Source organism: Mesorhizobium sp. B2-9-1 (genome assembly GCF_006439455.1).
In the GTDB taxonomy this organism is placed as follows: domain Bacteria; phylum Pseudomonadota; class Alphaproteobacteria; order Rhizobiales; family Rhizobiaceae; genus Mesorhizobium.
Map to the genome: position 1 here is coordinate 365,058 of NZ_VFTP01000002.1, position 26,867 is coordinate 391,924.

Sequence of the window (26,867 nt, forward strand, 5' to 3'; positions counted from 1 at the left end):
CACGGTTGTGCGTCAGGTCGGAAAGATCATCCGAAAACAGACGCCGCCCTGCTTGCCGTCGAGCACCTCGACTTTGCCGCCATGCAGCTGCATCAGGTCGCGAACAAGGTTGAGGCCGAGGCCGGCGCCATGGTCCTGCGGATGCAGGCGATAGAAGGGCTCGAAGATCCGCTCTCGTTCGGATGCCGGCACGCCGTCGCCTTCGTCCAGCACATCGATCATCGCGGGCAGGCTTACGCTGATGGTGATCCGGCCGGCCTTGCCGCCATGGTCGATCGCGTTCTGGACGAGATTGGTCACGGCGCGTTCGATGGCCGTGCGGTCTCCGCGCGCGATGAGCTTTTCCTTTGCCGGCTCGAACGACATCTCGTAGCCGGCGGCAAAAGCCATCGGCGCCAGGTCGATCACGACGTTGCGGGCAAGAAGGACCAGGTCAACCGGCCCGAAATGCTCGGCCTGGCGATCGAGCCGCTGCAGGTCGAGCAACTGGTCGGCCAGCGTCGACAGCCGCGCGGCATCCTGCAACAGCCTGGCGCGCTCCGGTGTTGCCGGCAGCGCGGCGAGCCGGGTGTTGAGAATGGCGACCGGCGTTCTGAGCTCATGCGCGGCATCGGTCAGGAAACGCTTGTGCTGTGCATAACCGGCATCGAGCCGCGACAAGGCGGCATTGACCGCATCGACCAGCGGCGTGACCTCCTTCGGCACCCCATCCAGCGGCAACTGCGCGCCGCGCTTGTCGATCTCGATCTGCTCCGCCGCGCGCGCCGCGTTGCCGAGGCCGGAAAGCGCACCGCGCACCACCCAGGGTGTCGCAAACAGCGTGGCGAGCGCCATCAGCCCGGCCAGCGGCAATATTCCCCACAGGAAAAGATTTGGCGCCTGTCCGAGCACCCGAAACAAAGCAAGCTTCCCCTTGGTGCCGCTCATGATCTGGACCTTGCCGGCCGCCGTGTCCGACCACCGGATCTTTCCGCCCGGCGGCGATGCTTCGCCGACGGCGGGGTCGATGCGGGCATCGCTGATATTATCCAGCAGGCCGACAAAAGGCTGGAATTTCGCCGGCACGGTTCCTTCCTGAAGCCGATGTCCTTGCTGGTCGCGGATGATGAACCAGAGGTCCGGGACATCCGAACGCAGCCTGGTCAGATCGGAATTTTCCTTCAGCGCCAACGCCCCGTCGGCGTCGCGCGTCACCGCATCCGCCAGCACATCCATCGTGCCGTCCTCGTAATCGTGCGATATGATCCCGGTGGCGAGCATTGCGCCGATAATGCCGGCGATGATCAGCGTCAGCATCACGCATTGCAGGACGGCAATGCGCAGCACCAGGCTCCATTTCAGCGAACGCGGCCGGCGCAAGCTCATGTGATCTCGCGCAGCAGGTAGCCGACGCCGCGAATGCCGTTGATGACGACCCCGCCATCGGCTTCGCTGAGCTTGCGGCGCAGCCGCGAGACATGGGTATCGAGCGCGTTGGATTGGATCTCGTCGTCCAGCCCGAACACGGCTTCCATCAGGGCCTCGCGCTGCACCATGCGCCCCGTTCGCCGCATTAGCGCTTCCAGCACCAACAGTTCGCGGCGCGGCAAGGCGAGCGGTTCGCCGCGGATCGAGGCTTCGCGGTGGCCGACGTCGAGCGAAACATGGCCGGCGCGGATGGTCTGGGCCTCGATCGCCGCCGGACGTCTCAGCAATGCTCGAAGCCTCGCCAGCAATTCCTCGAAGGCGAAAGGCTTGGCCAGATAGTCGTCGGCGCCCATGTCGAGCCCGTCGACCTTGTCGGCGGTGTCGCCTCTGGCCGTCAGCATCAGCACCGGCGTCGTGTTCCTTGCTGCGCGAAGCTTCGGCACCAGCGTCAGCCCGTCGCCGTCCGGCAACTGCCGGTCGAGCAGGATCGCGTCATAGCCGTCTACCGCCACGAACCCTTCCGCTTCCAGCAGCGAGCCGGCATGGTCGACCACCATGTCATGCCGCCTCAGCGCGGCCCGCAATGCCGAAACCATTTCCGGCTCATCCTCGACCAGCAGGATACGCATTCAACATCCCTTGCAATCCCTCGCCGGCCGATTATCGCGCCAAGATTGCGCAAACATGGCGCCGGATATCGCCTTCGGCGCGAGCCTTTCTTTCGTGCCACCACCCGATGCGCAATGTCCATGCAATCCGCGACCCGCAAACAGCGCCTCGTCGAATGCCGGGCAGCCCGAATCGCCCGCGCTAGCAATGAGGTCAACATGCCTGCAAGCGATGCTCTATCCTTCCTGATGGCCTGGACGCTGGCGCCGTTCCGGGTGGGTTCGGTCACGCCCTCGAGCCCGAGCCTGGCGGCGCTGATGACGCGCGAGATCGGTCCCGAGACCGGTCCGGTGCTGGAGCTCGGGCCGGGAACCGGTCCTTTCACCCGCGCCCTGCTGCAGCGCGGCATCCGCGAAAGCGATCTAACGCTGGTCGAGTCCGACCCGGATTTCGCCTCGCTGCTCGCGCGCCGCTTCCCGGCGGCGCGTATCGTCGAGATGGATGCGGTCGGCCTGCGCCATCTGCCGCTGTTCGATGGCCCGGTCGTCGGCGCGGCAGTCAGCGGACTGCCCTTTCGCCTGATATCGCCGCGCAAGTCATCCGCGATCCTGGAAGGCGTCTTTGCCAGTCTTCGGCCGGGCGCAGCGCTCTACCAGTTCACTTATGGCCGCCGGTGTCCTTTCGACCAGACGGTGCTCGACAGGCTCGACCTCGAGGCGGTCCGTATCGGCGGCACCTTTCGCAACTTTCCGCCGGCGTCGGTCTATCGTGTCTCCAGGATCAAGAGCCTCGGCACCTACGACTGGCGCTTCGCATGACCGATCTCCTGTCGGCGGCACTCGGGCTTGGCCTGATCGGCGCCGCCTGTCTCGCTTTCACCGAAAAGATCCTGCCTGTGCCGCCGTCGCACGTGCTGCTGCTCTTTCTCGGCATGACCAGGGCGTCTGACTTGGCGGCACTCGGCGTCCTGCTGGCGGTGACGACCTTGGCTTCGACGCCCGCTTCCTTTCCCGTGCGCGCCGGTGTTTAGTCCGGCCATGGCTTTCACCATCCGCCAATTGCAGTTCTTCGTCGCCGTCGCCGAGCAGGGCACCGTCTCGGGCGCCGCGCAGAACCTGTCGATTTCCCAGTCCTCTGTCACCGAGGCGATCAAGGAGCTGGAGAGCGATCTCGGCGTCGAGCTCTTCGAGCGCCATCCGCGCGGCCTCAACATCACCCACAAGGGTCACCAGTTCCTGCGCCACGCGACCAAGATCCTGGCCGACGTTTCCGATGCGCGCCGCTCTTTCTCCAGCGAGCAGGCCGCCGCCGGCGGCCGTCTGCAGCTCGGCGTCACCTCGCTGGTCGCCGGCTATGTGCTGTCCGACCTGCTCGCCCGCTACCGGCGCGCCTATCCCGGCGTCGAGGTCTCGGCAATCGAGGACAATGGCGATTATCTCGAGCACCTTCTGGTCGGCGGCAAGCTCGACATCGCCGTCATGGTGACGTCCAACCTGCGCGACCGCACGGCGCTGCAGTCCGAAATCCTGGAAGTTTCGGCCTACCGACTGTGGATTCCGCTCAGCCACAGGCTCGCCAGCGCCGACATCATCGGGGTCAATGACATCGTCTCCGAGCCGCTGATCATGCTCACCGTCGACGAGATCGAGGAGAACACCGGCAAGCTGCTGTCGGCGATCGGCGCCAGGCCGCATGTCGCCTTCCGCACCCGCTCGGTCGAGGCGGTGCGCAGCCTGGTCGCCACCGGCGCCGGCGTGGCGCTGCTGCCCGACCTCGTCTACAGGCCCTGGTCGCTGGAAGGCGATCGCATCGAATCGCGCGACGTTTCCGGCTCGCTGCCGGTGGTCCAGGTCGGCACGGTCTGGCGTCGCGGCTCCGCCCTGCCGCAGGCCGCGCGCGATTTCATCGGCCTCGCGCAGTCGCAGCGCATGGTGCGCCAGCGGCCGTGATCAAGGGCAGTTCCAGGAAAAGCGCGAAACGCTTGGGTTCGGCGACTTCGCCGTAGCCTTCTGTCCGGAATCGCGTCAAAGATATCGGTAAAACCGATATCGGCTTTCTGATAAATGGATTTGCGAAACCGGATTTTTCACCGCACCTTCGCTCAGGGAACAAAGCTGCGCCCCGAGAGCGCCGCCCCCTAGCAATGGGAGATCGATGATGAATGCATTCCTGAAGTCGTGCACGGCGCTGACCGTCGCGCTGACTTTTTCCGCTCAGGCCATGGCCCAGGTCAAGGAACTCGGCAAGGGCGAGGGCGAGGTCAACATCGTTGCCTGGCCCGGCTATATCGAGCGCGGCGAGACCGACAAGAATTACGATTGGGTGACGGCTTTCGAGAAGGAAAGCGGTTGCAAGGTCAACGTCAAGACCGCCAACACCTCGGACGAGATGGTCTCGCTGATGAACGAAGGCGGCTTCGACCTGGTCACCGCATCGGGCGATGCTTCACTGCGCCTGGTTGCCGGCAAGCGTGTGCAGCCGATCAACACTGATCTCATCCCAAGCTGGAAGACCGTCGACGACCGGCTGAAGGACGCGCCCTGGTTCACCGTCGACAAGGTGCATTACGGCGTTCCCTACCAGTGGGGTCCGAACATCCTGATGTACAACACCGAAGTCTTCAAGGAAGCGCCCAAGAGCTGGAACGTCGTCTTTGAGGAAATGAAGCTGCCCGACGGCAAGTCGAACAAGGGCCGCGTCCAGGCCTATGACGGCCCGATCCATATCGCCGACGCCGCCAACTATTTGATGTTCCACAAGCCGGAGCTCGGCATCAAGGACCCCTACGAGCTCAATGAGGACCAGTACAAGGCGGCGCTCGAGCTCTTGCGCACGCAGCGCACGCTGGTCGGCCGCTATTGGCACGATGCCGCGATCCAGGTCGATGACTTCCAGAACGAGGGTGTGGTCGCTTCCGGCTCCTGGCCCTATCAGGTCAACACGCTGGTCGCCGCCAAGAAGCCGGTCGCCTCGACCGTGCCGGAAGAGGGCGTCACCGGCTGGGCCGACACCACCATGATGGAAGCCGACGCCGCCCATCCGAACTGCGCCTATATGTGGCTCGAGCATTCCTTGTCGCCGAAGGTCCAGGGCGACGTTTCGGCCTGGTTCGGCTCGCTGCCCGTCGTGCCCGCCGCCTGCAAGGGCAACGAGCTTTTGACCGACGAGGGTTGCAAGACCAACGGCTACGACAATTTCGACAAGATCAAGTTCTGGAAGACGCCGGTGTCGAAATGCGCCAGCCAGAACGACCAGTGCGTGCCTTATTACCGCTGGGTGTCGGATTATATCGGCGTCATCGGCGGCCGGTGAGTTCCCTTACGCTCCTCCTTGTGGGGAGGGTCGACGCGTAGCATCGGGGTGGGGGGCAGCATGGACGTTGGCGCCAACCACCCCCACCCGCGGCTTTGCCGCGACCTCCCCCTCGAGGGGGAGGTAGGGTGTCGTGCGAACTCACCTTCGTTTAACCGGCAACTGAACTGACTGGGCCCATGACCTCTGCCGTTTCCTTCAAACAAGTCTCGCGCCATTTCGGCAGCGTGCGCGCCGTCGACGCTGTCGATCTCGACATCGTGGCCGGCGAGTTCTTCGCCATGCTCGGGCCGTCCGGGTCCGGCAAGACGACCTGCCTGCGTCTCATCGCCGGCTTCGAGCAGCCGACGGCAGGCTCGATCTCCATCTTCGGTGAGCGCGCCGAAGGCGTTCCGCCCTATCGCCGCAACGTCAACACCGTCTTCCAGGACTACGCGCTGTTTCCGCATTTGAACGTGCTCGACAACGTCGCCTACGGCCTGATGGTCAAGGGTGTCGGCAAGGCCGAGCGGCTCAAGGCGGCCGAGGAAGCGCTCTCGCTGGTGCGCCTGCCGGGCTACGGCGCGCGCCGCCCCGGCCAGCTCTCCGGCGGCCAGCGCCAGCGCGTGGCGCTCGCCCGCGCTCTGGTCAACCAGCCCAAGGTGCTTTTGCTCGACGAGCCGCTCGGCGCGCTCGACCTCAAGCTGCGCGAGAACATGCAGGAGGAACTGAAGTCGCTGCAGAAAGTGCTCGGCATCACCTTCGTCTTCGTCACCCACGACCAGGGCGAGGCGCTGTCCATGGCCGATCGCGTCGCCGTCTTCAACGACGGCAAGATCATGCAGGTCGGCACGCCGGAGGATATCTACCAGCGGCCGAACACGCGCTTCGTCGCAGATTTCGTCGGCTCGTCCAATGTGCTGCCGCCGGATTTCGTCCAGCGCTATTCCGGCCAGCACCGCTGGGGCAGCCTGCGCCCGGAGTCCATCCGCGTTTCAAGCGCGGCAAGCGGCGACGGTGTCGCCGCCCGCCTGGTCGGGACCAATTATCTCGGCGCGACGACCAGGCTGGCGCTCGATGCCGATGGGCTGAGGCTGCATGCGGTGCTGCCGGCGGGAATGGCGCTGCCGGCCGAGGGCGAGGCGGTGATGCTGACCTTCAACCGCGACAGCCTGCATCTGATGGACGAGCCGGCATGATGAAGGTTTGCGCGAGGCCCCCCTCTCTGTCCTGCCGGACATCTCCCCCTCAAGGGGGGGAATTGGCTGTCCTGTCGGGTTTCGCCAATCTCCAACGTGGCAGGATGGGCGAGGCCGAGAAACTGCTGATCTCCTCCCCTGAGGGGGAGATGTCCGGCAGGACAGAGAGGGGGGCGAAGGATCGCGACCTCGGTTCGTGCACGGTGGCGCCATGACCGTCGCCGCGCTCAATTCCAACCCCACCCCCGCCATCCTGCCCGGCAGCGGCGGCATGCGTGGCGCGCTCTCCGACCTCTTCTGGCGCCGGCCAAAGCTGCTCCTCCTCCTGATGCTCGCCCCGCCGCTTCTGTGGCTGGGCATCGTCTATATCGGCTCGCTCTTTGCCCTGCTGGCACAGAGCTTCTTCTCGATCGACGAGTTTTCCGGCCTCATCAACCGCGAGTTCACGCTGAAGACCTATGGCGACCTGTTGCAGGCCGCCAATCTCGACATCATCCTGCGCACGGTGACGATGGCGGCGCTGGTCACGCTTGCTTCGGCTATCATTGCTTTCCCCATTGCCTATTACGCGGCGCGCTATGCGCGCGGCCGCTGGAAGGCGCTGTTCTATCTCGGCGTCATGCTGCCGCTGTGGTCGAGCTACCTGGTCAAGATCTACGCCTGGAAGCTGATCCTCGCCAAGGAAGGCATCCTCACCTGGCTGCTCGCCAAGCTGAACCTTCTGTGGCTGCTCGACGCGTGGCTGGCGCTGCCGATCGTCGGCGGCAACTCGCTGTCGGTCTCCTTCACCGGCACCTTCATCGTCTTCGTCTATGTCTGGCTGCCCTTCATGATCCTCCCCGTTCAGGCCGCGCTCGAGCGCGTGCCCGGCAATCTCGTCGAGGCCTCTTCCGATCTCGGCGCCTCACCCGGCCAGACCTTCCGCAATGTGCTGTTCCCGCTGGCGCTGCCCGGCATCGTCGCCGGGTCGATCTTCACCTTCTCGCTGACGCTCGGCGACTACATCATCCCGCAGATCATCGGCACCTCGCGGCTGTTCATCGGCCAAGCCGTCTATTCGCAGCAGGGCACCGCCGGCAACATCCCTTTGGCCGCCGCCTTCACCGTGGTGCCCATCGTCATCATGGGCTTCTATCTCTGGGGGGCCAAGCGCATGGGGGCTTTCGATGCGCTCTGACCGTGGCCAATCCGCTCCGCTCGGCCTGAAGATCGCCGCCGCCTGCGGCCTGCTCTTCCTGCATTTGCCGATCCTGCTGATCTTCGTCTATGCCTTCACGACGGAGGAAAAGAGTTTCGTCTGGCCCCCGCCGGGGCTCACCACGCAATGGTTCGCCGTCACCTGGAACCGGCCCGACGTATGGGAGGCACTGTCGCTGTCGGTCCGCGTCGCCGCCATATCGACGGCGATCGCGCTGGTGCTCGGCACGCTCTGCGCCGCGGCCGTCTCGCAGACGCGCTTCTTCGGCCGCGAGGCCATCTCTCTGCTTGTCATCCTCCCGATCGCGCTGCCCGGCATCATCACCGGCATCGCCCTGCGCTCAGCTTTCGCGCTCGCCGATATCCCGTTCTCGTTCTGGACGATCGTGCTCGGCCACGCCACCTTCTGCGTGGTCGTCGTCTACAACAACGCCGTCGCCCGCTTCCGCCGCACCTCGGGCTCGATGATCGAGGCTTCGATGGATCTCGGCGCCGACGGTTTTCAGACCTTCCGGCATGTCGTGCTGCCGAACATCGCAACCGCATTGCTCGCCGGCGGCATGCTCGCCTTCGCGCTGTCCTTCGACGAGGTCATCGTCACCACCTTCACCGCCGGCCAGCAGCAGACCGTGCCGATCTGGATGCTGGAGGAGCTGATCCGTCCGCGCCAGCGCCCGGTCACCAATGTCGTGGCCATGGTCGTGGTGTTGGTGACGCTGCTGCCGATCCTCTTTGCCTATTACCTGACCCGCGACGGCGATCAGATTGCGGGCAGTGGAAAATGAAAAACAGCGAATAGGGAGTAGCGAATAGCGAATAGGGAAATCGATGGCCCAACCCTACTCGCTATTCGCTACTCCCTATTCGCTCCTGTTAAGGGAGAAATCCAATGGACACCCAAATGCTGATCGGCTCGAAATTCGAGAAGGGCACCGAGGCCGAGGAGCCGATCCTCAATCCGAAGACCGGGGCGACCATCCTCAACCTGCCGGAGGCGAGTCCGGCGCAGATCGAGGCTGCCGTTAGTGCCGCCGAACAGGCGTTCGTCACTTGGTCGCGCACCACGCCGGCGCAGCGCTCTGGCTACCTGCTCAAGATCGCCGACCACATCGAAGCCGAAGCGAAGGAGTTCGCCGCTCTCGAGGCGCTGAACTGCGGCAAGCCGATCAATGCCGTGCTCAATGACGAGATTCCGGCGATCGTCGACTGCTACCGCTTCTTCGCCGGCGCGGTGCGCTCGATGCCGGGCCAGGTGGCCGGCGAGTATATTCCGGGCCACACCTCAATGGTGCGGCGCGACCCGATCGGCATCGTCGCTTCCATCGCGCCCTGGAATTATCCACTGATGATGATGGCCTGGAAGCTGGCCCCGGCGATCGGCGGCGGCAACACGGTGGTCTTCAAGCCGTCGGAGCAGACGCCGCTGACGGCGCTGAAGCTGGCGAAGATCCTCGCCGAGGTGCTGCCGGAGGGCGTCGTCAATGTGGTGCTCGGCCGCGGCGACAGCGTCGGCAACACGCTGATCAACCACCCCAAGGTCAACATGATCTCCATCACCGGCGACGTCGCCACCGGCAAGAAAGTGCTGCAGGCGGCCGCCAAGTCGGTCAAGCGCACGCATCTGGAGCTCGGCGGCAAGGCGCCCGTCATCGTCTTCGACGACGCCGACCTCGGCGCCGTGGTCAACGGTCTGCGCGCCTTCGGCTACTACAATGCCGGTCAGGACTGCACCGCCGCCTGCCGCATCTATGCCGGCAAGAAGATCTACGACAAGCTCGTCGCCGACCTCTCCTCGGCCGTCTCGACCATCAAGTACAACCAGCCGGACGATACCGACAATGAGATCGGGCCGCTGATCTCGCGCCGCCAGCGCGACCGTGTGTCGAGCTTCGTCGAGCGCGCTTCGGAACTGAAGCACATCGAGATCACCACCGGCGGCAAGCCGGGCGAAGGCTCCGGCTTCTATTACCAGCCGACGGTCGTCGCCGGCGCGCTCCAGGAGGACGAGATCGTGCGCCGCGAGGTGTTCGGTCCGGTCGTTTCGGTCACCCGCTTCACGGATGTCGATGAGGCGGTGAGCTGGGCGAACGACAGCGACTACGGCCTTGCCTCGTCGGTATGGACCAAGGACGTCTCGCGCGCCATGGCGACCGCTGCCCGCCTGCAATATGGCTGCACCTGGATCAACACCCACTTCATGCTGACCAACGAGATGCCGCATGGTGGCTTGAAGCAGTCCGGCTACGGCAAGGACATGTCGCTCTACGCGCTGGAGGATTACACCGCCGTCCGCCACGTCATGGTGGCGCACGGGTAGTGCAGCTTTCTCTTTTCCCCCTGTGGGAGAAGGTGGATCGGCGCGCAGCGCCGAGACGGACAAGGGGTGTTCCAGCTTGGCGCCGAGTCACCCCTCACCCGGATTGCCGGCCGGATTGCGAAGAGCAATTCGGAGGCAATCCGACCTCGGCGACGGTCCCTGTGCCGGCAGAGGCAGCGTAAAACTAAGCAGCCGTCCTGCCCATCTCCGATGTCGCGGGCTTGATGTTCTGGTTGACCCGGAAGACGTTGAGGGGGTCATAGGTGCGCTTCACCTGGCTCAGCCGCTCGTAGTTTGCGCCATAGCTCGCCCGCACGCGTGCTTCACCTTCGTCGTCCATCATGAAATTCACGTATCCGCCTTCGCCGTTGTGGGGATGGATGCTCGCCCAGTAATTCTTGGCCCATTTGGTGAGGTCGGCGGCCTTGCCTGGATCGGGATCGATGCCGGCGATGACCATCGACCAGGTTGCGTCGCGCGCGTTCCATGCCGTCTCGTTCTTGCCGATGCGGCGAACGGCGCCGTCGATCGGATAAAGATGCATGAGCGACAATTCGCTCGGCGCCTCGGCGGCCTGCGCGATATGGGTCGCGATGGCTTCGTCGGGAAGCGACTTGACGAAATCGCCCTTCCAATACCATTGCAGGCCTTTCGGAAGCAGCGGGTCGAACAATGCCTGCAAGGCCGGGAACGGCATCACGCCCATCCAGTTGAAGATCGGCGGCGGCAGAGTGTCGAGCAGTGGCGCCATGGCCTTGCGGCCATCCTCCTCGGTGCCGTTGTAGCAGGAGATGATGGCGCAGGCGCGCTTGCCCCAAAATTCGCGCGGGAAGGGATCGGCGGAGGGAACGGTTTTCAGGCCGACAAAAGCGCCAAGATCTTCCGGCGCCTCCGACAGGTAGTCGCGATAGGTCTGCATGACGGCCAGCGCATCCTTGGCCTCCCAGAACACCGGGCCGCCGAAGATCATGTTCACAGGATGGGCCTGGAACAGGAAGCTGGTCACGACGCCGAAATTCCCGCCGCCGCCCCGCAGCGCCCAGAACAGGTCGGGGTTCTCCGCTTTGCTGGCTGTCACCACGCTGCCGTCGGCCAGCACCAGATCGGCTTCGACCAGATTGTCGATGGTGAGGCCGTATCTGCGTGTGAGATAGCCCGTCCCGCCGCCGAGCGTTAGGCCGGCAACGCCTGTGGTCGAGACGATCCCGGCCGGAACGGCCAACCCGAAAGGATGGGTGGCATGGTCCACGTCGCCCGATGTGCAGCCGGGCGCGACCCTCACGGTGCACGTTTTCGCATCGACATGGATCCCCTTCATTATCGACAGGTCGATGACGAGCCCGTTGTCGCAAATCCCCAAACCGGCGCCGTTGTGCCCGCCGCCGCGCACAGCGATCAGCAGGTCGTTGTCGCGCGCGTATTTCACAGCGGTGATCACGTCGGCGACATCGGCGCAACGCGCAATCAGCAGCGGGCGCTTTTCGATCATGCCGTTATAGACCTTGCGGGCCTCGTCATACCCGGCATCGTCACGCGCGATCACGTCTCCGCGCAGGCTTTCACGCAGTTTTGCATGGGTTTCGTCGGTCATCGATTTGCTCCCTTGATTGCGCCCATCGCCATGCGGCGTCGGCGCGACGCATTTGTTGCTTCGTTATGCCGCCTCGACGGACGGGTGCGTTGGATGGTGCAGGAACAGCACATTGCACCAATCCGGTGCGCGCCGCTTCGCCCGAAAGGACCAGCGGAGCATGGCCCAGGTGAGCCATGATATGGCGGCCAGGAGTGCCGCCGGGGTTGCCCATGCTGGGGTGCTCGGCCCCTGGCCTTGTCGATCTGGTGATAACGAGCGGCCGCTCGCGTCGCAGCCGCTCGCGCCTTCGTGCTCGCCGGCGGCCTCTCAGCTCCGGCTCTTCGACGGTGCAGCTATTCCACGATCCGGAAGATCGTCCATTGGCTGGTGCCCGACACCACATAGGGCTCCAGCTCCTTGCCCCATTTGGCATGCGCGTCGATCTTGGCGATCTTGGCGAAGAATTCCTCCAACTTGGCCAGGCTTTCGACCTGGTGGTGCGCCTCGATCGTCGCTTCGCGCGCGCCCACGGAACCGGTCATGAGCTGGAACTTCATGTCGGCGAGCCCGACCTGCGAGCCGATCTCGCGCTCCCATTTGCGCATCAGCTCGAGCGCGGTCTGCTTGTGACCGAACTTGGCGTCGATCTGCCATCTGGCACTGAACATTTTGGTTCTCCTCCCTGATTTGCGGTTGAGCCCGCTGTTAACTATTCGTCCCAGGCCTGCACCACGGTCTGCCGCGCGATCCGCCCGTTCTTCAGCTCCACCATCGCCGCGCAGTACACTTTCGTGCCGTCCGGATAGGCGCAGGCTTGCATAAAGGCGAGGTTGTCCCCCTCGGTAATGGTGGTATCCACCTTGTGGGTCATCGCCCGGCTGCAGATGTCGTCCCAGAAGGTGCTGATCGCCGCCCGGCCGCGGATCTCGCGCGGTTTGCTCGGCGGATTGTTGCGGTCGATCACCCGCACCAGCGCGTCGTCATTGTAGAAGCTCGATAGGAGCTTGCCGTCACGGCCTTCGATCGCCTTCTTGATCGCCGCGCCGTCCACTGTCTGTGTCTTGGTCAGCATGTCGTCCTCCATGTGCCCATCGTCTGGGCGGTTGATATGCGAAAGTGCCGCCCGGCGCTTGGTGCCGGGCAGGGATTTTTTCATTGCGACTTGGTTTTGACTGCCGCGAACAGGTCGTCGGTCTGCTTCTTGAAGGTCGCAAGGTCGACCTGGCTGCCGTTGAGCATCGTCGACCAGTGGCGGACGATCGCCGCCATCGCGATGGCCTCCTTGATCTCCTCGTCACTCGCGCCGTTCGCCTTGGCCGCTAGCGTGTGGAAATAGATGCAGTACTGGCAGGGGATCTGCGAGGCGACCGCGAGACCCATCAGCTCCTTGGTCTTGCCGTTGAGGGCGGTGTTCGGATTGAGCTGCACGCCCTTGATTTCGGCCCATGCGCCGGCGACCGCCACATCGGGCAAAATCTTGAACATGTCCGGCACCGTGCCGAGCGTGGCCTGGATGTCCTTGTAGGCGGCGGTAGCCGAAGCGTCTTCGGCCATCGCGGGGGTGATGGCCAGCAATGCGCCCGCGGCAAATGCCAGCAATCCGATCTTGCGACTGAGTTTCAGCATTTCATCCTCCATTTGGCGGGGCCTTTTCGGCGACATCGCCCAGCCCGCATGGGGAGAATTGATACCTCCTAGGGCGCCTCGACCGCTTCGCCCGAAAGCGCCATGGCTCTCATGGCCCGTCCGGGCCAGCATGTCTGGCCGAGAACGCTGCCGCCGCCGCCCGCGACGGCAGGTCGAGCTTGAGCAGTATGTTGGCGACATGGCGCTTGACCGTGTGCTCGCTGAGGCTGAGCTCGGCGGCGATCGCGGCATTGCTCTTGCCGTCGGCGATCAGGCTCACCACCTCGCTCTCGCGCGCCGTCAGCGCCGTCGGCTCGGCCGGCTTGGGCTTGGGACGGCAGGCCGGCTCCAGATGCTGTTCCGACGTCGCAAGAACCGCCGGCATGGGCTCGTCCAGCTCGTCGAAGGTGACGCGGCCGGCATCGACGAAGTGCAGGCCGGAACCTGTCGCAAGATCGGCGACCAGCCGCGAGGCGAGGATGTCGCCGCGCCCGGCATGCGCGGCGAGTTGCATTGTCACCCGCGCCGTCAGCCCGACCGGCTGGCCGCGCATTTCGGTCTCGCCGACATGCACGCCTTGCGCGCTCGCCACGCCGATCTGTTGCGCCGCCTCGCGCAATGCCGCGGCGCAGCGCACGGCGCGCGCCGGCCCATCGAAGCGCGACATCATCAATTCGCCATGCGTGCCGGCCGTCCGGCCGCCATGGCGGCCGACCAGAAGCCGCCAGGTTTCCTGGAAGCGCTGGCTGCGCTCGCTCCACATACGATCGCCGAGCCTGGCCGTGTCGTAGATGCGCGTCACCAGCAGCGCCGCCAGCACGCGCTCGGTGTCGGCCACCGCCGGCTCGCCGGTAAGGCATTCCTCGATCAGGTCGGCAACCCGATCGACATCGCCGGTCCAGATCGGATGATCGCGCCCGGCTATCTCGACCAGCCGGGCATGCGGGATCTTCTTCGCGAGGAAGCGGCTGGCGTCAGGGTCGACACGGACGTCGTTGCGGCGATGGATGAGCAGCGTCGGCGCGCTGATCATCGCCAGGATGCCGCGCACGTCGATATCGGCGTTCATGCGGGCAAGGGCTGCCGCGGCGGTCGGGCTGGCCGACAGCCGCTCGAACCGGGCCCACCACTGGGCGAAATGCGCATCGTCCACCCGGCCGGGCGCGAAATTGGGCAAGGTGGCGCCGGTGCCCCACGCCGTCTCCGCCGTCTCGATAAAGGCCTCCAGGCGCTCCGGCGGCATCACCCATTTGTGGAAATGCGCATAGCCGCCATAAAGCACCAGCGCGCGCGTCCGCTCCGGATAGGTGGCGGCGAACAGCATCGCCATCGGCGCGCCTTCCGAGGCGCCGAGGATCGCCGCGCGGCCGCTGCCGGCGGCGTCCATCACGGCGCGCACGTCGTCCATGCGGGTCTCTAAGTTCGGCAGATGAAGGGTATCGACACGGTCGGAGAGTCCGGTGCCGCGCTTGTCGAACAGGATCAGCCGCGAGAAAGCCGAAAGCCGTTTCAACAGGCGGCTGTAGCCTTCGTCTTCCCAGTGCAGATCGAGATTGGAGATGAAGCCCGGCACGAACACAAGATCGAACGCGCCCTGGCCGACCACCTGATAGGCGATCCGCACGGCCCCGCTGCGGGCATATCGCGTCTCGATCGGCCTCACGAGTTCTTCCGCCCGGCCCGACGATTTCCGATCGTTAAACATAGCAGAGCCGCGCCGATAGCGGCAGCTTAAATTTTAGCAGAAAGAAATATAAGGCCGCCCGGTCGCTACGCTATTTTTGCGAAGCGGCGATATCAGCCGGGAAGGCCGTAAGCCCAAGCTTCATGTCGGCCTCCGCGGGGCTGATCGGCCGCTTGATCCTGGCCGAGGCAGCGACCACGAGCTCGTCGAAATTCTCGGTGCCGGCGTCGAGCATCTCGAAGAACTGGCGCCGCATCCGCGGCTCCCAGAACTTGTTGATGTGCTCGGCAACTCCGGCAATACCTTCTTCGCGCGGTTTCGAATGGAAGAAGGCGGCGATCTGGTTGGCCATGCGCACCAGCTTTTCCCTGGTGCTGGCGATGTGGTCTTCGTCATGCGACATGCTTGGCAACTCCGGAAGCCACCCGTTCAGGGTGGGTGAAAATATCGAAATCGTCGCCGCGAACCAGCGCCACCAGTGTCATGCCGGCGGCGTCGGCCGTGCGGATGGCAAGCGCCGTCGGCGCCGAAACCGCCATGATGATCGAAGCACCAATGGCGGCCGACTTCTGCACCATCTCCACCGAGACGCGCGACGTCACCACGACGGCGCCGCTCGCACCGTCGATGCCGGCCTTGGCCAGCGCGCCGGCCAGCTTGTCCAGCGCGTTGTGGCGGCCGACATCCTCGCGCGCCATGACGATGCCCTTGCCGGGAACGTAAAAGCCGGCGGCATGCACCGCGCCGGTCTCTTTGTGCAGCGGCTGCTGCTTCGACAGCAGGCGGACGGCGCTTGTTATATCTTCCGATTGAAGCGTAAGTCGCGACGCACCAACGGCATCGACCGAGCGCATCGCTTCCTCGATGGATTCGATGCCGCACAGCCCGCAGCCGACCGGCCCGGCCAGCCTGCGCCGCCGAGCCTGGAAACGCGTGTTGGCCTTGTCCTTCAGCTTGATCTGGATGTCGATGCCCGCGCCGAGATCCTCGACCTCGATCGCCTCGATCTCTGCCGGGTCGGCAATGATGCCTTCGGTCAGCGAGAAGCCGAGCGCGAAATCCTCGAAATCGGCGGGGCTCGCCATCATCACCGCATGCGTGGTGCCGGCATAGGAGAACGCCACCGGCGTCTCTTCCGGCACCATGCGGTTCGCGGCCGCGGTGCTGCCGGCGCGATGCGCGAGGCGAGAGATCTGGGAAATGGCGGGACGTTCGTTCGTCACGAGGCGCGCCTCCCTGTACTGCCCATCCTTCGCAGCAACTCGCGCCTTTCCTCTCCCCCGTCGATCGGGGGAGAGGTGTCGAGCGAAGCTCGACGGAGTGGGGGTCGATCAGCCGTCAAGATTGAAGCTCTTGCCCCGACACACCTACTCCGCCGCTTCCAGCGGGGCGATGCGCCGGCTCTGCTTGGCCTGCTCGTTATAATCCTTCTGCCAGTCGGTCGGACCGTTGGACGGCGCCACCTGCACGGCGGTAACCTTGTATTCCGGACAATTGGTCGCCCAGTCCGAGAAGTCGGTCGTGATGACGTTGGCCTGCGTCTCGGGGTGGTGGAAGGTCGTGTAGACGACACCGGGCGAGACGCGGTCGGTGATCAGCGCGCGCAGCGTCGTTTCACCCGAACGGCTTGCCAGTCGCACCCAGTCGCCTTCGTGCACGCCGCGGACTTCGGCGTCGTGCGGATGGATCTCCAGCCGGTCCTCGGCATGCCATGCGACGTTTTCGGTGCGCCTTGTCTGCGCGCCGACATTGTATTGCGACAGGATACGGCCGGTGGTCAGCAGCAGCGGATAGCGCGGACCGGTCCGCTCGTCCGTCGCCACATATTCGGTGCGGATGAACTTGCCCTTGCCGCGCACGAAGCCGTCGACATGCATGATCGGCGTGCCGAGCGGCGCCTTCTCGTTGCACGGCCACTGCACCGAGCCGACGCGGTCGAGCAGCTCGAAGGAAACACCGGCGAAGCTCGGCGTCGTCTGGGCGATCTCGTCCATGATCTGCGAGGGATGGGTATAGTTCCAGTCGAGCCCGATGGCGCGGGCAAGCTCCTGCGTCGCTTCCCAGTCGGCATAGCGCGCCTTCGGCTCAATGACCTTGCGCACCATGTTGATGCGGCGCTCGGCATTGGTGAAGGTGCCGTCCTTCTCGAGGAAGGTCGAGCCCGGCAGGAAGACATGCGCGTAGTTCGCCGTCTCGTTGAGGAAGAGGTCGTGCACGACCACGCATTCCATCGCGGCGAGGCCGCCGGCGACATGCTTGGTGTCCGGATCGGACTGCAGGATGTCCTCGCCCTGGATGTAGATGCCCTTGAACGAACCGTCGACGGCGGCGTCCAGCATGTTGGGGATGCGCAGGCCCGGCTCGTCGTCCAGCTTGACGCCCCACAGGCTCTCATAGATGTCGCGCACCGCTTCGCCCGAGATGTGGCGGTAGCCCGGCAATTCATGCGGGAACGAGCCCATGTCGCAGGAGCCCTGCACGTTGTTCTGGCCGCGCAGCGGGTTCACACCGACACCCGGACGGCCGATATTACCCGTAGCCATGGCGAGGTTGGCGATGGCGATCACCGTGGTGGAGCCCTGGCTGTGCTCCGTCACGCCGAGGCCGTAGTAGATCGCGCCGTTGCCGCCCTTGGCGTACATGCGCGCGGCACCCCGGATAAGTTCCGGATCGACGCCCGAGAGCTTGCCGACCACCTCAGGGCTGTTTTCCGGCAGGGCGACGAAGGACGCCCAGTCCTGGAACTCGGCCCAGTCGCAGCGCTCGCGGATGAAGGCCTCGTCGAACAGGCCTTCGGTGACGATGACATGCGCCAGCGCCGTCAGCACCGCCACGTTGGTGCCGGGCTTCAAGGGCAGGTGGTAGTCGGCTTCGATATGCGCCGACTTGACCATCTCGGTGCGGCGCGGATCGAGCACGATCAGCTTGGCGCCCTGGCGCAGCCGCTTCTTCAGCCGCGAGGCGAACACCGGATGGGCCGAAGCCGGATTGGCGCCGATGATGACGGCGACATCGGTGAACTCGACCGAATCGAAATCCTGCGTGCCGGCCGAGGTGCCGTAGGTCTGGCCGAGCCCGTAGCCGGTCGGCGAGTGGCAGACGCGCGCGCAGGTGTCGACATTGTTGTTGCGGAAGCCCTGCCGCACCAGCTTCTGGACGAGATAGGTTTCCTCATTCGTGCAGCGCGAGGACGTGATGCCGCCGATCGCCGTGCGTTCATACTGATACTGGATGCGGCGGAATTCCTTCGCCGTATGGGCGATCGCCTCTTCCCAGCTCACTTCGCGCCACGGATCGGAAATCTTCTCGCGGACCATCGGCGACAGGATGCGGTCCTTGTGCGTGGCATAGCCATAGGCGAAACGGCCCTTGACGCAGCTATGGCCGTGGTTCGCCTTGCCGTCCTTGTAGGGCATCATGCGGATGACCTCGTCACCCTTGACCTCGGCCTTGAACGAGCAGCCGACGCCGCAATAGGCGCAGGTGGTGACGGCCGAGCGCTCCGGCATGCCCTTCTCGAGCACGGTCTTCTCGCGCAGCGCGTCGGTCGGGCAGGCCTGCACGCAGGCGCCGCAGGACACGCATTCGGAAGCGATGAAGTCCTCATGCATGCCGGCGACCATGCGCGATTCGAAGCCGCGGCCCTCGATGGTCAGCGCGAAGGTGCCCTGCACCTCCTCGCAGGCGCGCACGCAGCGCGAGCAGACGATGCACTGTGCCGGATCATAGGTGAAATAGGGATTGGATTCGTCGCGGGCGATGTAGTCGACGGCCAATGAGCCGTGGCCGGGCGCGACGCCGTTCTCTTGCTTGACGTGGTTGCGGCCCTCGACGCCGTAGCGGTTCTCGGTGAGACCCACCGACTTCGCCACTGCGTCGAACTCGCTGGCGCCGGTTCCGGCCTTCTCGTTCCAGCCGGTCGGATGGTCGGAGACATAGAGTTCCATGACGCCGCGACGGATGGCGTCGAGCCGGTCCGACTGCGTGCGCACCACCATGCCTTCGCCGACCGGCGTCGTGCAGGAGGCCGGCGTGCCGCCGCGTCCTTCGATCTCGACCAGGCAGACGCGGCAGGAACCGAAGGAGTCCAGCATATCGGTGGCGCAGAGTTTCGGGATCTCGACCCCGCCCTCCATCGCCGCGCGCATGATCGACGTGCCTTCCGGCACGGTGATGCTTTGCCCGTCGACGGTCAGGGTCACCTGCTTCGTCGCGTTCGACTCCGGCGTGCCGTAGTCGATCTCTTGGATGAGTGTCGGGAAGTCGGCCTTGATGTTCATCTGCCAGCTCCTATTCAGCAGCCACGCGCGCCGGCGCGGGCTTGAAATCCTCGGGGAAATGCGTGATCGAGCTCATCACCGGGTAGGGCGTGAAGCCGCCCAGCGCACAAAGCGATCCGAACTTCATCGTGTTGCAGAGGTCGGTGACCAGAGCGAGGTTCTTCTCCGCCTCGATACCGGCGGCAACCTTGTCGAGAACCTCGACGCCGCGGGTCGAGCCGATGCGGCAGGGCGTGCACTTGCCGCAGCTTTCGATGGCGCAGAACTCCATGGCGAAGCGCGCCTGCTTCAGCATGTCGGCCGTGTCGTCGAACACGGTGATGCCGGCATGGCCGATCAGCCCGTCGCGCTTGGCGAATTCCTCGTAGTCGAAGGGCGTGTCGAACAAAGCGCGCGGGAAATAGGCGCCGAGCGGACCGCCGACCTGCACCGCCTTCACCGGACGCCCAGTGGACGTGCCGCCGCCGATGTCGTCGACGATCTCGCCCAGCGTCAGGCCGAAGGCAGTCTCGAACAGGCCGCCATGCTTGACGTTGCCGGCGATCTGGATCGGGATCGTGCCGCGCGAGCGGCCCATGCCGAAATCCTTGTAGTAGGCAGCGCCCTTGTCCATGATTACAGGCACCGAGGCCAGGCTGATCACGTTGTTGATCACCGTCGGCTTGCCGAATAAGCCTTGGATGGCGGGCAGCGGCGGCTTGGCGCGCACCACGCCACGCTTGCCCTCGAGGCTGTTGAGCAGCGAGGTTTCCTCGCCGCAGACATAGGCGCCGGCGCCGACGCGGATTTCCATGTCGAAGGCGTTGGGCGAGCCCAGCACATTGACGCCCAGCACGCCCGCCTTGCGGGCGATAGCGACCGCCTTGTTCATCGTCGCCACCGCATGCGGATATTCCGAGCGGATATAGACGAAGCCCTTGGTTGCGCCGGTGGCGATGCCGGCGATCGCCATGCCTTCGATCAGCACGAATGGATCGCCTTCCATGATCATGCGGTCGGCGAAAGTGGCGCTGTCGCCTTCGTCGGCGTTGCAGACGATGTATTTCTGCTCGCCCGCCGTATCCAGCACCGTCTTCCACTTGATGCCGGTCGGGAAGCCGGCGCCGCCGCGGCCGCGCAGGCCGGATTCGGTCACCTGTTTCACGATGTCCGCGGGCGCCATCGCCACTGCATTCTGCAGGCCGTTCAGGCCGCCATGCGATTTGTAGCTGTCGAGTGACAGCGGATCGATGATACCGCAGCGCGCGAAGGTCAGCCGCGTCTGCTTGGCGAAGAAGGGGATCTTGTCGGGCGAGCCCAGCCAGCGCTTGTGATGGCCGCCCTTGAGGAAGCCGCTGTCGAACAGGCTCTTGATGTCGGACGGCTTGACCGGCCCGTAGGCGACGCGGCCCTCAGCCGTGGCCACCTCGACCATCGGCTCCAGGAAATAGGCGCCGCGCGAGCCGTTGCGCACGATCTTGGCTTCGACGCCGCGCTCCTTGAGCTCCTTCTCGATCGCTTTGGCGACCTTTTCTGCGCCGAGCGCCAGCGCGCCGGAATCTGCCGGGACATAGATGCGCGGGATCATGAACGTACCTCCGCGACGATCTCTTCGATCTTCTCGTCATCGAGCCGGCCGATAACTTCGCCGTCGAGCATCGCCGACGGCGAGCAGGCGCAAAGCCCGAGGCAGTAGACCGGCTCCAGTGTAACCGATCCGTCGCGGGCGGTCTCGTGGAAATCGATGCCGAGCAACTGCTTGACCTTGGCCGCGACGGCCTCCGAGCCCATCGACTGGCAGGCTTCCGCCTGGCAGAGCTTCAGCACGTGCCGGCCGGCAGGCTTGGCGCGGAAATCGTGATAGAAGCTGACCACGCCGTGCACCTCGGCCCGCGACAGGTTCAGCCCATCGGCGATCACCGGCAGCGCGTCCTTCGGAACGTGGCCGAACTCTTCCTGTATGCTGTGCAGGATCGGCAGCAACGGGCCTTCAAGGCCCTTCATCTCGTCAATGATCGCCGCCGTGCGCGACGCGATCTCGGTACTTGCGGCCTGCATGGTCACGCAGCGCCCTCCCTGGTCGTGGCGGCCAATGTATGTCACCCGGAATATTAGAGCGGTTTCGGGGCAACGACATGCATAGGGCGCAATATCGCTAAGTCCTTACGAAATCAGAGGAAACCTCCGAAATCAATAAAGCGCTCCCGTCGCTTGATAGAAATTCTCTATCGAAATCAGGCAGCTCGCATTGTCTAGCCTAGCGGTGGGCGCGGAAATCGTCCGCCAGCGCCATCGCCTCGTCCAGCAGCGCCTGCACCAGCGGCGTGTGCGGCTCGCGCGGCGCCGCCACCAGCCCGACCGTGTGGCTGGCATCCGGCTCGACGATGGGGATGGCGCGGATGGGTTCGGAAAAACCGAACGTTTCCGCAAGGTTGAGCGGCATGATCGACGACCATTTGCCTGTCCGGATATGCGAGAACAGCACGATCATCGAATTCGATTCCAGCGTCGGCCGCACCTGCACGCCGGCTTCCGCCAGGTGCTGGTCGATGATGCGCCGGTTCTGCATGTCCGGCGTCAGCAGACAGAGCGGCAGCTGGCTGATCTCGGCCCACGACACTTTGTCGCGGTCGGAATAGGGGTTCCCGACCGCCGTGATCAGCTGATAGCGCTCGTCATAGAGCGGCACGCTGGTCACGCGCCCGAGCGGCTCGTTGTCGAGATAGGTGATGCCGGCATCGACGTCGAAATTGCCGAGCAGCGACAAGACTTCGATCGATGTGCGCGACAGCACCGAGAAGGTGACGCCCGGATGCTTTTCGCGGAATGGCGTCGTCAGCCGCGCCACCATGGCGAGCGCCGTCGGGATCGCGGCGATGCGGATGCGCCCGGACAGCCCGTGGCGCGCCGCGCGCATCTCCTCGCGCATCGTGCGTGAGTCGCCGACGATGCGGCGCGCCCAGCCCAGCACCTGCTTGCCTTCCGGTGTCAGGCCCTGGAAGCGCGAACCGCGCAGCACCAGCATGACGCCCAACTGGCCCTCGAGTTGCTTGATGCCGGCCGATAAGGTCGGTTGGGTGACGCCGCACACCTCCGCGGCCCGGCCGAAATGCTCCTCCTTGGCCAATGCGATGAAGAATTCCAGCTTGTCGATCATGCCATCCGATCCGCAGCGTTCGGCCCAAGGTCGGGGAAATCGCCTCGCTTCGCAAGACACACGCGCAATCGGGTCTCGTCCACATTTTGAACCGGCTATCTGTTTTTCGCGCCGCGCATGGCGCTATGTGGGGTAGGGCGGAGCAAGGAGATGCTGAGCTGGTTTCGCAAGCTGTTGCCGCGCGAGGATCGCTTCTTCGATATGTTCGAGCGGCATTCGCGCACCGTGGTCGGCGGCGCCGAAGCCCTCGAGCAGTTTCTCCAGGGCAAGGACATCGACCGCTGGTGCCAAAAGTTGACTTTTTTCGCCACAAGGCTGGCCGGATGACGGGTTCCGGCTCCGCCTGAGAGTGGGCGCTATTTGCCCACCAGGTTCAGGATGTTGCCGTCGGGATCCTTGAACCAGGCCACCTTCATGCCCGAGCCGACATGGATGTCGCCTTCGAGCGACAGGCCGGGCATATCATAGTGCTCGAAGGTGACGCCCTTCGACCGCAGCGATTTGACGATCGGCTCGATCCGGTCGCCGACCGCCCAGGTTGCGGCCGTCGCCTTGTTGGTGCCGGCGAATTGCGAGTGATAGACATTGATGAGGGTGTCGCCGCTTTTGTAGACGATCAGTTCGCCATCCATGTCGTCCACTTGGCTGAGGCCCAGCGTGCCCTCGTAGAACGCCCTTGCCTTGGCGATGTCCTTCACCGCGAGATTGGCTGTCACATTGCTGTTTTCAAGCATGACCGTCTTCCTTCTCCGGTTGTCGTGATGGCGATGGAGATAGCGCGGGCGCGCCGTTTGGCTATGACCGGGCCCGAACCTGCGCCGCGGCCCTGGCCAAATCCGACACCATCCGTCGCTTTCCGGGGCACGCCGGGCGAGCCGTTGCGCCACGGCTTGGTTCTGCCGGGAAACTGCACTATCTGGAACGCCAAACGCCGAGGAAAGATCATGACCGTTACCAAGGAATCCGTCATCGAGCGCCTGAAGACGGTGAACGGACCGGACTTCACCGGCAACATCGTCGATCTCGGCATGGTCTCCGAGATTTTCATCGCCGATTCCAAGGTCTTCTTCTCGATCACCGTGCCCGCCGCCCGCGCCCAGGAACTGGAGCCGTTGCGTGCCGCGGCCGAGCGCGCGGTGAAGGCTATCCCCGGCGTCGCCAGCGCGGTCGTCGCGCTGACGGCGGAGAAGAAAGGCGGCGGCATGGAAGCGCCGGTGCCGACGCGCCCGTCTGCCCCGCGGCCCGCCGCTCCGCAGCCGGCGCCGCAGCGCCCCGCGCCGCACGCGCCCGCATCACAGAGCCATGGCAGGCGCGGCGTGCCCGGCATCGACGCCATCATCGCCGTCGCCTCCGGCAAGGGCGGCGTCGGCAAGTCGACGACCGCGGTCAACCTGGCGCTCGGTCTTGCCGCCAACGGGCTGAAGGTGGGCGTGCTCGATGCCGACATCTACGGCCCGTCCATGCCCCGGCTGCTCAACATCCACGGCCGGCCGCAGACCGTCGACGGCAAGGTGCTGAAGCCGATGCAGAATTACGGCCTCAAGGTGATGTCGATGGGCTTCCTCGTCGATGAGGAGACGCCGATGATCTGGCGCGGCCCGATGGTGATGTCGGCGCTGACGCAAATGCTGCGCGAGGTCGAATGGGGTCCGCTCGATGTGCTGGTGGTCGACATGCCGCCCGGCACCGGCGATGCCCAGCTCACCATGGCCCAGCAGGTGCCGCTCGCCGGCGCGGTCATCGTCTCGACGCCGCAGGATCTGGCGCTGATCGACGCCCGCAAGGGCCTCAACATGTTCAAGAAGGTCGACGTGCCGCTGCTCGGCATCGTCGAGAACATGAGCTACTTCCTCGCTCCCGACACCGGCAAGCGCTATGACATTTTCGGCCATGGCGGCGCGCGCCGCGAGGCCGAGCGCCTGGGCGTCACCTTCCTCGGCGAGGTGCCGCTGGAAATGGGCATCCGCGAAAGCTCGGATGCCGGCACCCCGGTCGTCGCCTCCAAGCCGGAGGGCGCGGAGGCAAAGATCTACCGCGATATCGCCAGCAAGGTCTGGGAACGGGTCCAGGAAGAGCGCGGCGCCGCTGAAGCCGCCGTGCCAAGCATCGTGTTCGAATAACTCACCTTTCCTTTGAGGGTCAGGCGCCGACCTTCTCGCCGAACGTCGAGAAGAACTGCCCTGCCAATTTCTTCGATGTCGATTCGATCAGCCGGCTGCCGAGTTGCGCGATCTTGCCGCCGACCTCGGCCTTGGCGGCGTATTTGAGCACTGTCGAGTCCGCCCCGTCGGCGGTCAGCGTCACGTCGGCGCCGCCCTTGGCGAAACCGGCAACGCCGCCCTTGCCTTCGCCCTGGATGGTGTAGGAATGCGGTGGCTTGAGGTTCTTCAGCGTGACTTCGCCGTTGAAGGTCGCCTTGATCGGGCCGATCTTGAGCACCACGGTCGCCGCCATGGCGGTGTCCGAATTCTTCTCGAGGCTCTGGCAGCCGGGAATCGCCTCCTTCAGGATCTTCGGGTCGTTAAGGGCTTCCCATACTTTCGCGATGGGTGCGGCGATCCGCTCCTCGCCTTCGATCACCAAAGCCATCAAGACCTCCCGCATTGCTGATGCCGGTTGGTCGTAGCGCGCGGCCCGAAACAAGTCTATCGCACCAAAGTCCGGGTTCCGGCTGCGGCTGCCTCTTGCCTGCATGGACGCATTGTCCTATCGATTTGTCATACAAATACGGAGACCACCATGGCAGGCGCCCCCACCAAGAAGAAGAAATTTCGCTCGCAGGAGTGGTTCGACAATCCCGACAATCCGGGCATGACGGCGCTCTATCTCGAGCGCTACCTCAATTACGGCCTGACCCGCGCCGAGCTGATGTCGGGCAAGCCGCTGATCGGCATCGCGCAGACCGGTTCCGATCTTTCGCCCTGCAACCGGCATCACCTCGAGCTCGCCAAGCGCGTGCGCGAGGGCATCGTCTCGATGGGCGGCATCCCATTCGAGTTCCCCTGCCATCCGATCCAGGAGACCGGCAAGCGCCCGACGGCCGCGCTCGACCGCAACCTTGCCTATCTCAGCCTGGTCGAAGTGCTCTACGGCTATCCGCTCGACGGCGTCGTGCTGACCATCGGCTGCGACAAGACGACGCCCGCCTTGCTGATGGCGGCGGCCACCGTCAACATTCCGGCGATCGCGCTGTCGGTCGGCCCGATGTTGAATGGCTGGCACAAGGGCAAGCGCACCGGTTCGGGCACCATCGTCTGGGAATCGCGCCAGCGGCTGTCGGCCGGCGAGATCGACTATGACGAGTTTATGGACATCGTCGCCTCCTCGGCGCCGTCGACCGGTTATTGCAACACCATGGGCACGGCGACCACGATGAATTCGCTGGCCGAGGCGCTCGGCATGCAATTGCCTGGCTCGGCCGCCATCCCGGCCCCGTATCGCGAGCGCGGCCAGATCTCCTATGAGACGGGCAAGCGCATCGTCGAGATGGTGCATGAGGATCTGAAGCCGTCCGACATCATGACCCGCGAGGCGTTCGAGAACGCCATCGTCGTCAACTCGGCCATCGGCGGCTCGACCAACGCGCCGATCCACCTCAACGCCATCGCACGCCATCTCGGCGTGCCGCTCGACAATGACGACTGGCAGCAGATCGGCCTCGATATCCCGCTGCTGGTCAACCTGCAGCCGACGGGCGAGTATCTCGGCGAGGACTATCACCATGCCGGCGGCGTGCCGGCAGTCGTCGCCGAACTGATGAAGGGCGGCCTGCTGCCGCATCCCGATGCCGTCACCGCCAACGGCAGGTCGATGGGCGACAATTGCCGGGATGCCGTCAACGAGAATCACGACGTCATCCGCAGCGCCGACAAGCCGCTCAAGGCCAATGCCGGCTTCATCAACCTTAAGGGCAACCTTTTCGATTCCGCCATCATGAAGACCAGCGGCATCTCGCCCGAATTCCGTGAACGCTATCTCTCCAACCCGAACGATCCGGAAGCCTTCGAGGGCAACGCCATGGTCTTCGACGGGCCGGAGGATTATCACGCCCGCATCGACGATCCGGCGCAGGGCATCGACGAGCACACGATCCTGTTCATGCGCGGCGCCGGTCCGGTCGGCTATCCCGGCGGCGCCGAGGTGGTCAACATGCAGCCGCCGGCCTACCTGATCAAGAAGGGCATCCACGCCCTTGCCTGCATCGGTGACGGCCGGCAGTCCGGCACGTCGGGTTCCCCGTCGATCCTCAACGCCTCGCCTGAAGCCGCGATCGGCGGCGGGCTGGCGCTGCTCAAGAGCGGCGACCGCGTCCGCATCGACCTGAGGAAGGGCACGGCCAATATCCTCGTCAGCGACGAGGAGATCGCCAAGCGGCGCGCCGCGCTGCAGGCCAATGGCGGCTATCACTATCCTCAGCACCAGACGCCATGGCAGGAGATCCAGCGCGGCATGGTCGACCAGTTCTCGGCCGGCATGGTGCTGAAACCGGCGGTGAAATACCAGGACGTCGCCCATACCAGCGGCGTGCCGCGCGACAATCACTAAGCC

25 protein-coding genes and 1 pseudogene are annotated in these 26,867 nt (G+C 64.8%); 11 read left to right on the forward strand and 15 right to left on the reverse strand.

All coding sequences use genetic code 11. The features are described 5' to 3' along the window. Nucleotides 1-12 precede the first annotated feature (12 nt). Both FJW05_RS05940 and FJW05_RS05945 read right to left on the reverse strand, forming a co-directional pair. Nucleotides 13-1,365, reverse strand: a complete 1,353-nt coding sequence (locus tag FJW05_RS05940; protein WP_140629153.1) for a HAMP domain-containing sensor histidine kinase — start codon at nucleotides 1,363-1,365, stop codon at nucleotides 13-15. Continuing rightward, nucleotides 1,362-2,036, reverse strand: coding sequence for a response regulator transcription factor (locus FJW05_RS05945; protein WP_140629157.1), 675 nt, complete (start codon nucleotides 2,034-2,036; stop codon nucleotides 1,362-1,364). The genes FJW05_RS05940 and FJW05_RS05945 overlap by 4 nt, the downstream gene beginning before the upstream one ends. Nucleotides 2,037-2,234: 198 nt before the next feature. Between FJW05_RS05945 and FJW05_RS05950 the strand changes: the two genes are divergently transcribed. The 8 genes from FJW05_RS05950 to FJW05_RS05990 all read left to right on the forward strand — a co-directional run bounded on the left by FJW05_RS05950 (nucleotide 2,235) and on the right by FJW05_RS05990 (nucleotide 10,020). Further along, nucleotides 2,235-2,834 (forward strand): methyltransferase domain-containing protein, encoded by a 600-nt coding sequence (locus FJW05_RS05950; protein WP_140546015.1) that lies wholly within the window; start codon nucleotides 2,235-2,237, stop codon nucleotides 2,832-2,834. Next, on the forward strand, nucleotides 2,831-3,046 hold the full coding sequence (locus FJW05_RS05955) for a hypothetical protein (RefSeq protein ID WP_246673231.1): 216 nt from the start codon (nucleotides 2,831-2,833) through the stop codon (nucleotides 3,044-3,046). Before FJW05_RS05950 ends, FJW05_RS05955 begins: the two co-directional genes overlap by 4 nt. Before the next feature lie 7 nt (nucleotides 3,047-3,053). After that, nucleotides 3,054-3,965: a LysR substrate-binding domain-containing protein gene (locus tag FJW05_RS05960; RefSeq protein ID WP_140629159.1), complete on the forward strand. Its 912-nt coding sequence runs from the start codon at nucleotides 3,054-3,056 to the stop codon at nucleotides 3,963-3,965. A 208-nt stretch (nucleotides 3,966-4,173) separates the two neighbouring features. Then, a complete protein-coding gene (locus tag FJW05_RS05965) occupies nucleotides 4,174-5,328 on the forward strand; it encodes an ABC transporter substrate-binding protein (protein ID WP_140629162.1) in 1,155 nt (384 codons plus the stop codon). Nucleotides 5,329-5,507: 179 nt separating this feature from the next. Continuing rightward, entirely contained in the window at nucleotides 5,508-6,506 is a 999-nt protein-coding gene (locus FJW05_RS05970) for an ABC transporter ATP-binding protein (RefSeq protein ID WP_140629165.1), read from the forward strand. Between the two features lie 271 nt (nucleotides 6,507-6,777). After that, entirely contained in the window at nucleotides 6,778-7,683 is a 906-nt protein-coding gene (locus FJW05_RS05980; RefSeq protein ID WP_181164872.1) for an ABC transporter permease, read from the forward strand. Further along, nucleotides 7,673-8,488, forward strand: a complete 816-nt coding sequence (locus FJW05_RS05985) for an ABC transporter permease (RefSeq protein WP_140629170.1) — start codon at nucleotides 7,673-7,675, stop codon at nucleotides 8,486-8,488. Before FJW05_RS05980 ends, FJW05_RS05985 begins: the two co-directional genes overlap by 11 nt. A 104-nt stretch (nucleotides 8,489-8,592) precedes the next feature. Then, the gene (locus FJW05_RS05990) at nucleotides 8,593-10,020 is read left to right on the forward strand and encodes a gamma-aminobutyraldehyde dehydrogenase (protein WP_140629172.1); all 1,428 of its coding nucleotides are present in this window, start codon (nucleotides 8,593-8,595) and stop codon (nucleotides 10,018-10,020) included. A 184-nt stretch (nucleotides 10,021-10,204) separates the two neighbouring features. Here the strand turns inward: FJW05_RS05990 and FJW05_RS05995 are convergent, their stop codons facing one another. The 11 genes from FJW05_RS05995 to FJW05_RS06050 all read right to left on the reverse strand — a co-directional run bounded on the left by FJW05_RS05995 (nucleotide 10,205) and on the right by FJW05_RS06050 (nucleotide 22,319). Continuing rightward, nucleotides 10,205-11,611, reverse strand: coding sequence for an FAD-binding oxidoreductase (locus FJW05_RS05995; RefSeq protein WP_140629175.1), 1,407 nt, complete (start codon nucleotides 11,609-11,611; stop codon nucleotides 10,205-10,207). Nucleotides 11,612-11,946: 335 nt separating this feature from the next. Next, a complete protein-coding gene (locus FJW05_RS06000) occupies nucleotides 11,947-12,261 on the reverse strand; it encodes a hypothetical protein (protein WP_140629177.1) in 315 nt (104 codons plus the stop codon). A 41-nt stretch (nucleotides 12,262-12,302) separates the two neighbouring features. Continuing rightward, on the reverse strand, nucleotides 12,303-12,665 hold the full coding sequence (locus tag FJW05_RS06005; protein WP_140543087.1) for a nuclear transport factor 2 family protein: 363 nt from the start codon (nucleotides 12,663-12,665) through the stop codon (nucleotides 12,303-12,305). An 80-nt stretch (nucleotides 12,666-12,745) separates the two neighbouring features. Next, the gene (locus tag FJW05_RS06010) at nucleotides 12,746-13,219 is read right to left on the reverse strand and encodes a carboxymuconolactone decarboxylase family protein (protein ID WP_140543088.1); all 474 of its coding nucleotides are present in this window, start codon (nucleotides 13,217-13,219) and stop codon (nucleotides 12,746-12,748) included. A 109-nt stretch (nucleotides 13,220-13,328) separates the two neighbouring features. Further along, on the reverse strand, nucleotides 13,329-14,882 hold the full coding sequence (locus FJW05_RS06015; protein WP_140629180.1) for an alpha/beta fold hydrolase: 1,554 nt from the start codon (nucleotides 14,880-14,882) through the stop codon (nucleotides 13,329-13,331). Between the two features lie 112 nt (nucleotides 14,883-14,994). Next, a complete protein-coding gene (locus FJW05_RS06020) occupies nucleotides 14,995-15,306 on the reverse strand; it encodes a formate dehydrogenase subunit delta (protein ID WP_140629183.1) in 312 nt (103 codons plus the stop codon). Next, nucleotides 15,296-16,126, reverse strand: coding sequence for a formate dehydrogenase accessory sulfurtransferase FdhD (fdhD, locus tag FJW05_RS06025; RefSeq protein WP_140629185.1), 831 nt, complete (start codon nucleotides 16,124-16,126; stop codon nucleotides 15,296-15,298). Before fdhD ends, FJW05_RS06020 begins: the two co-directional genes overlap by 11 nt. A gap of 144 nt (nucleotides 16,127-16,270) precedes the next feature. Continuing rightward, entirely contained in the window at nucleotides 16,271-19,183 is a 2,913-nt protein-coding gene (gene fdhF / locus FJW05_RS06035) for a formate dehydrogenase subunit alpha (RefSeq protein WP_140629187.1), read from the reverse strand. A gap of 10 nt (nucleotides 19,184-19,193) precedes the next feature. Beyond that, on the reverse strand, nucleotides 19,194-20,750 hold the full coding sequence (locus FJW05_RS06040) for an NADH-quinone oxidoreductase subunit NuoF (protein ID WP_140629190.1): 1,557 nt from the start codon (nucleotides 20,748-20,750) through the stop codon (nucleotides 19,194-19,196). Then, the gene (locus FJW05_RS06045; RefSeq protein ID WP_140543094.1) at nucleotides 20,747-21,226 is read right to left on the reverse strand and encodes a formate dehydrogenase subunit gamma; all 480 of its coding nucleotides are present in this window, start codon (nucleotides 21,224-21,226) and stop codon (nucleotides 20,747-20,749) included. Before FJW05_RS06045 ends, FJW05_RS06040 begins: the two co-directional genes overlap by 4 nt. A gap of 193 nt (nucleotides 21,227-21,419) precedes the next feature. Beyond that, nucleotides 21,420-22,319: a LysR family transcriptional regulator gene (locus FJW05_RS06050; RefSeq protein WP_140543095.1), complete on the reverse strand. Its 900-nt coding sequence runs from the start codon at nucleotides 22,317-22,319 to the stop codon at nucleotides 21,420-21,422. Nucleotides 22,320-22,469: 150 nt separating this feature from the next. Here FJW05_RS06050 and FJW05_RS06055 point away from each other — a divergent pair. Continuing rightward, nucleotides 22,470-22,616, forward strand: a pseudogene (locus FJW05_RS06055) (nuclease PIN); the annotation flags it as partial. A 59-nt stretch (nucleotides 22,617-22,675) separates the two neighbouring features. On the opposite strand, the gene FJW05_RS06060 reads toward FJW05_RS06055, so the two are convergent. Then, complete coding sequence (locus FJW05_RS06060; protein ID WP_140629193.1) at nucleotides 22,676-23,053, reverse strand: VOC family protein; 378 nt, start codon at nucleotides 23,051-23,053, stop codon at nucleotides 22,676-22,678. Nucleotides 23,054-23,263: 210 nt separating this feature from the next. On the opposite strand from FJW05_RS06060, the gene FJW05_RS06065 reads away from it, so the two are divergent. Beyond that, nucleotides 23,264-24,439 (forward strand): Mrp/NBP35 family ATP-binding protein, encoded by a 1,176-nt coding sequence (locus tag FJW05_RS06065; RefSeq protein WP_140629195.1) that lies wholly within the window; start codon nucleotides 23,264-23,266, stop codon nucleotides 24,437-24,439. A gap of 19 nt (nucleotides 24,440-24,458) precedes the next feature. Here FJW05_RS06065 and FJW05_RS06070 read toward each other — a convergent pair whose 3' ends face one another. Further along, nucleotides 24,459-24,908: a carbon monoxide dehydrogenase subunit G gene (locus tag FJW05_RS06070; protein ID WP_140629198.1), complete on the reverse strand. Its 450-nt coding sequence runs from the start codon at nucleotides 24,906-24,908 to the stop codon at nucleotides 24,459-24,461. 150 nt (nucleotides 24,909-25,058) lie between these two features. On the opposite strand from FJW05_RS06070, the gene FJW05_RS06075 reads away from it, so the two are divergent. Beyond that, a complete protein-coding gene (locus FJW05_RS06075) occupies nucleotides 25,059-26,864 on the forward strand; it encodes an IlvD/Edd family dehydratase (protein WP_140629200.1) in 1,806 nt (601 codons plus the stop codon). Nucleotides 26,865-26,867: the final 3 nt, after the last annotated feature.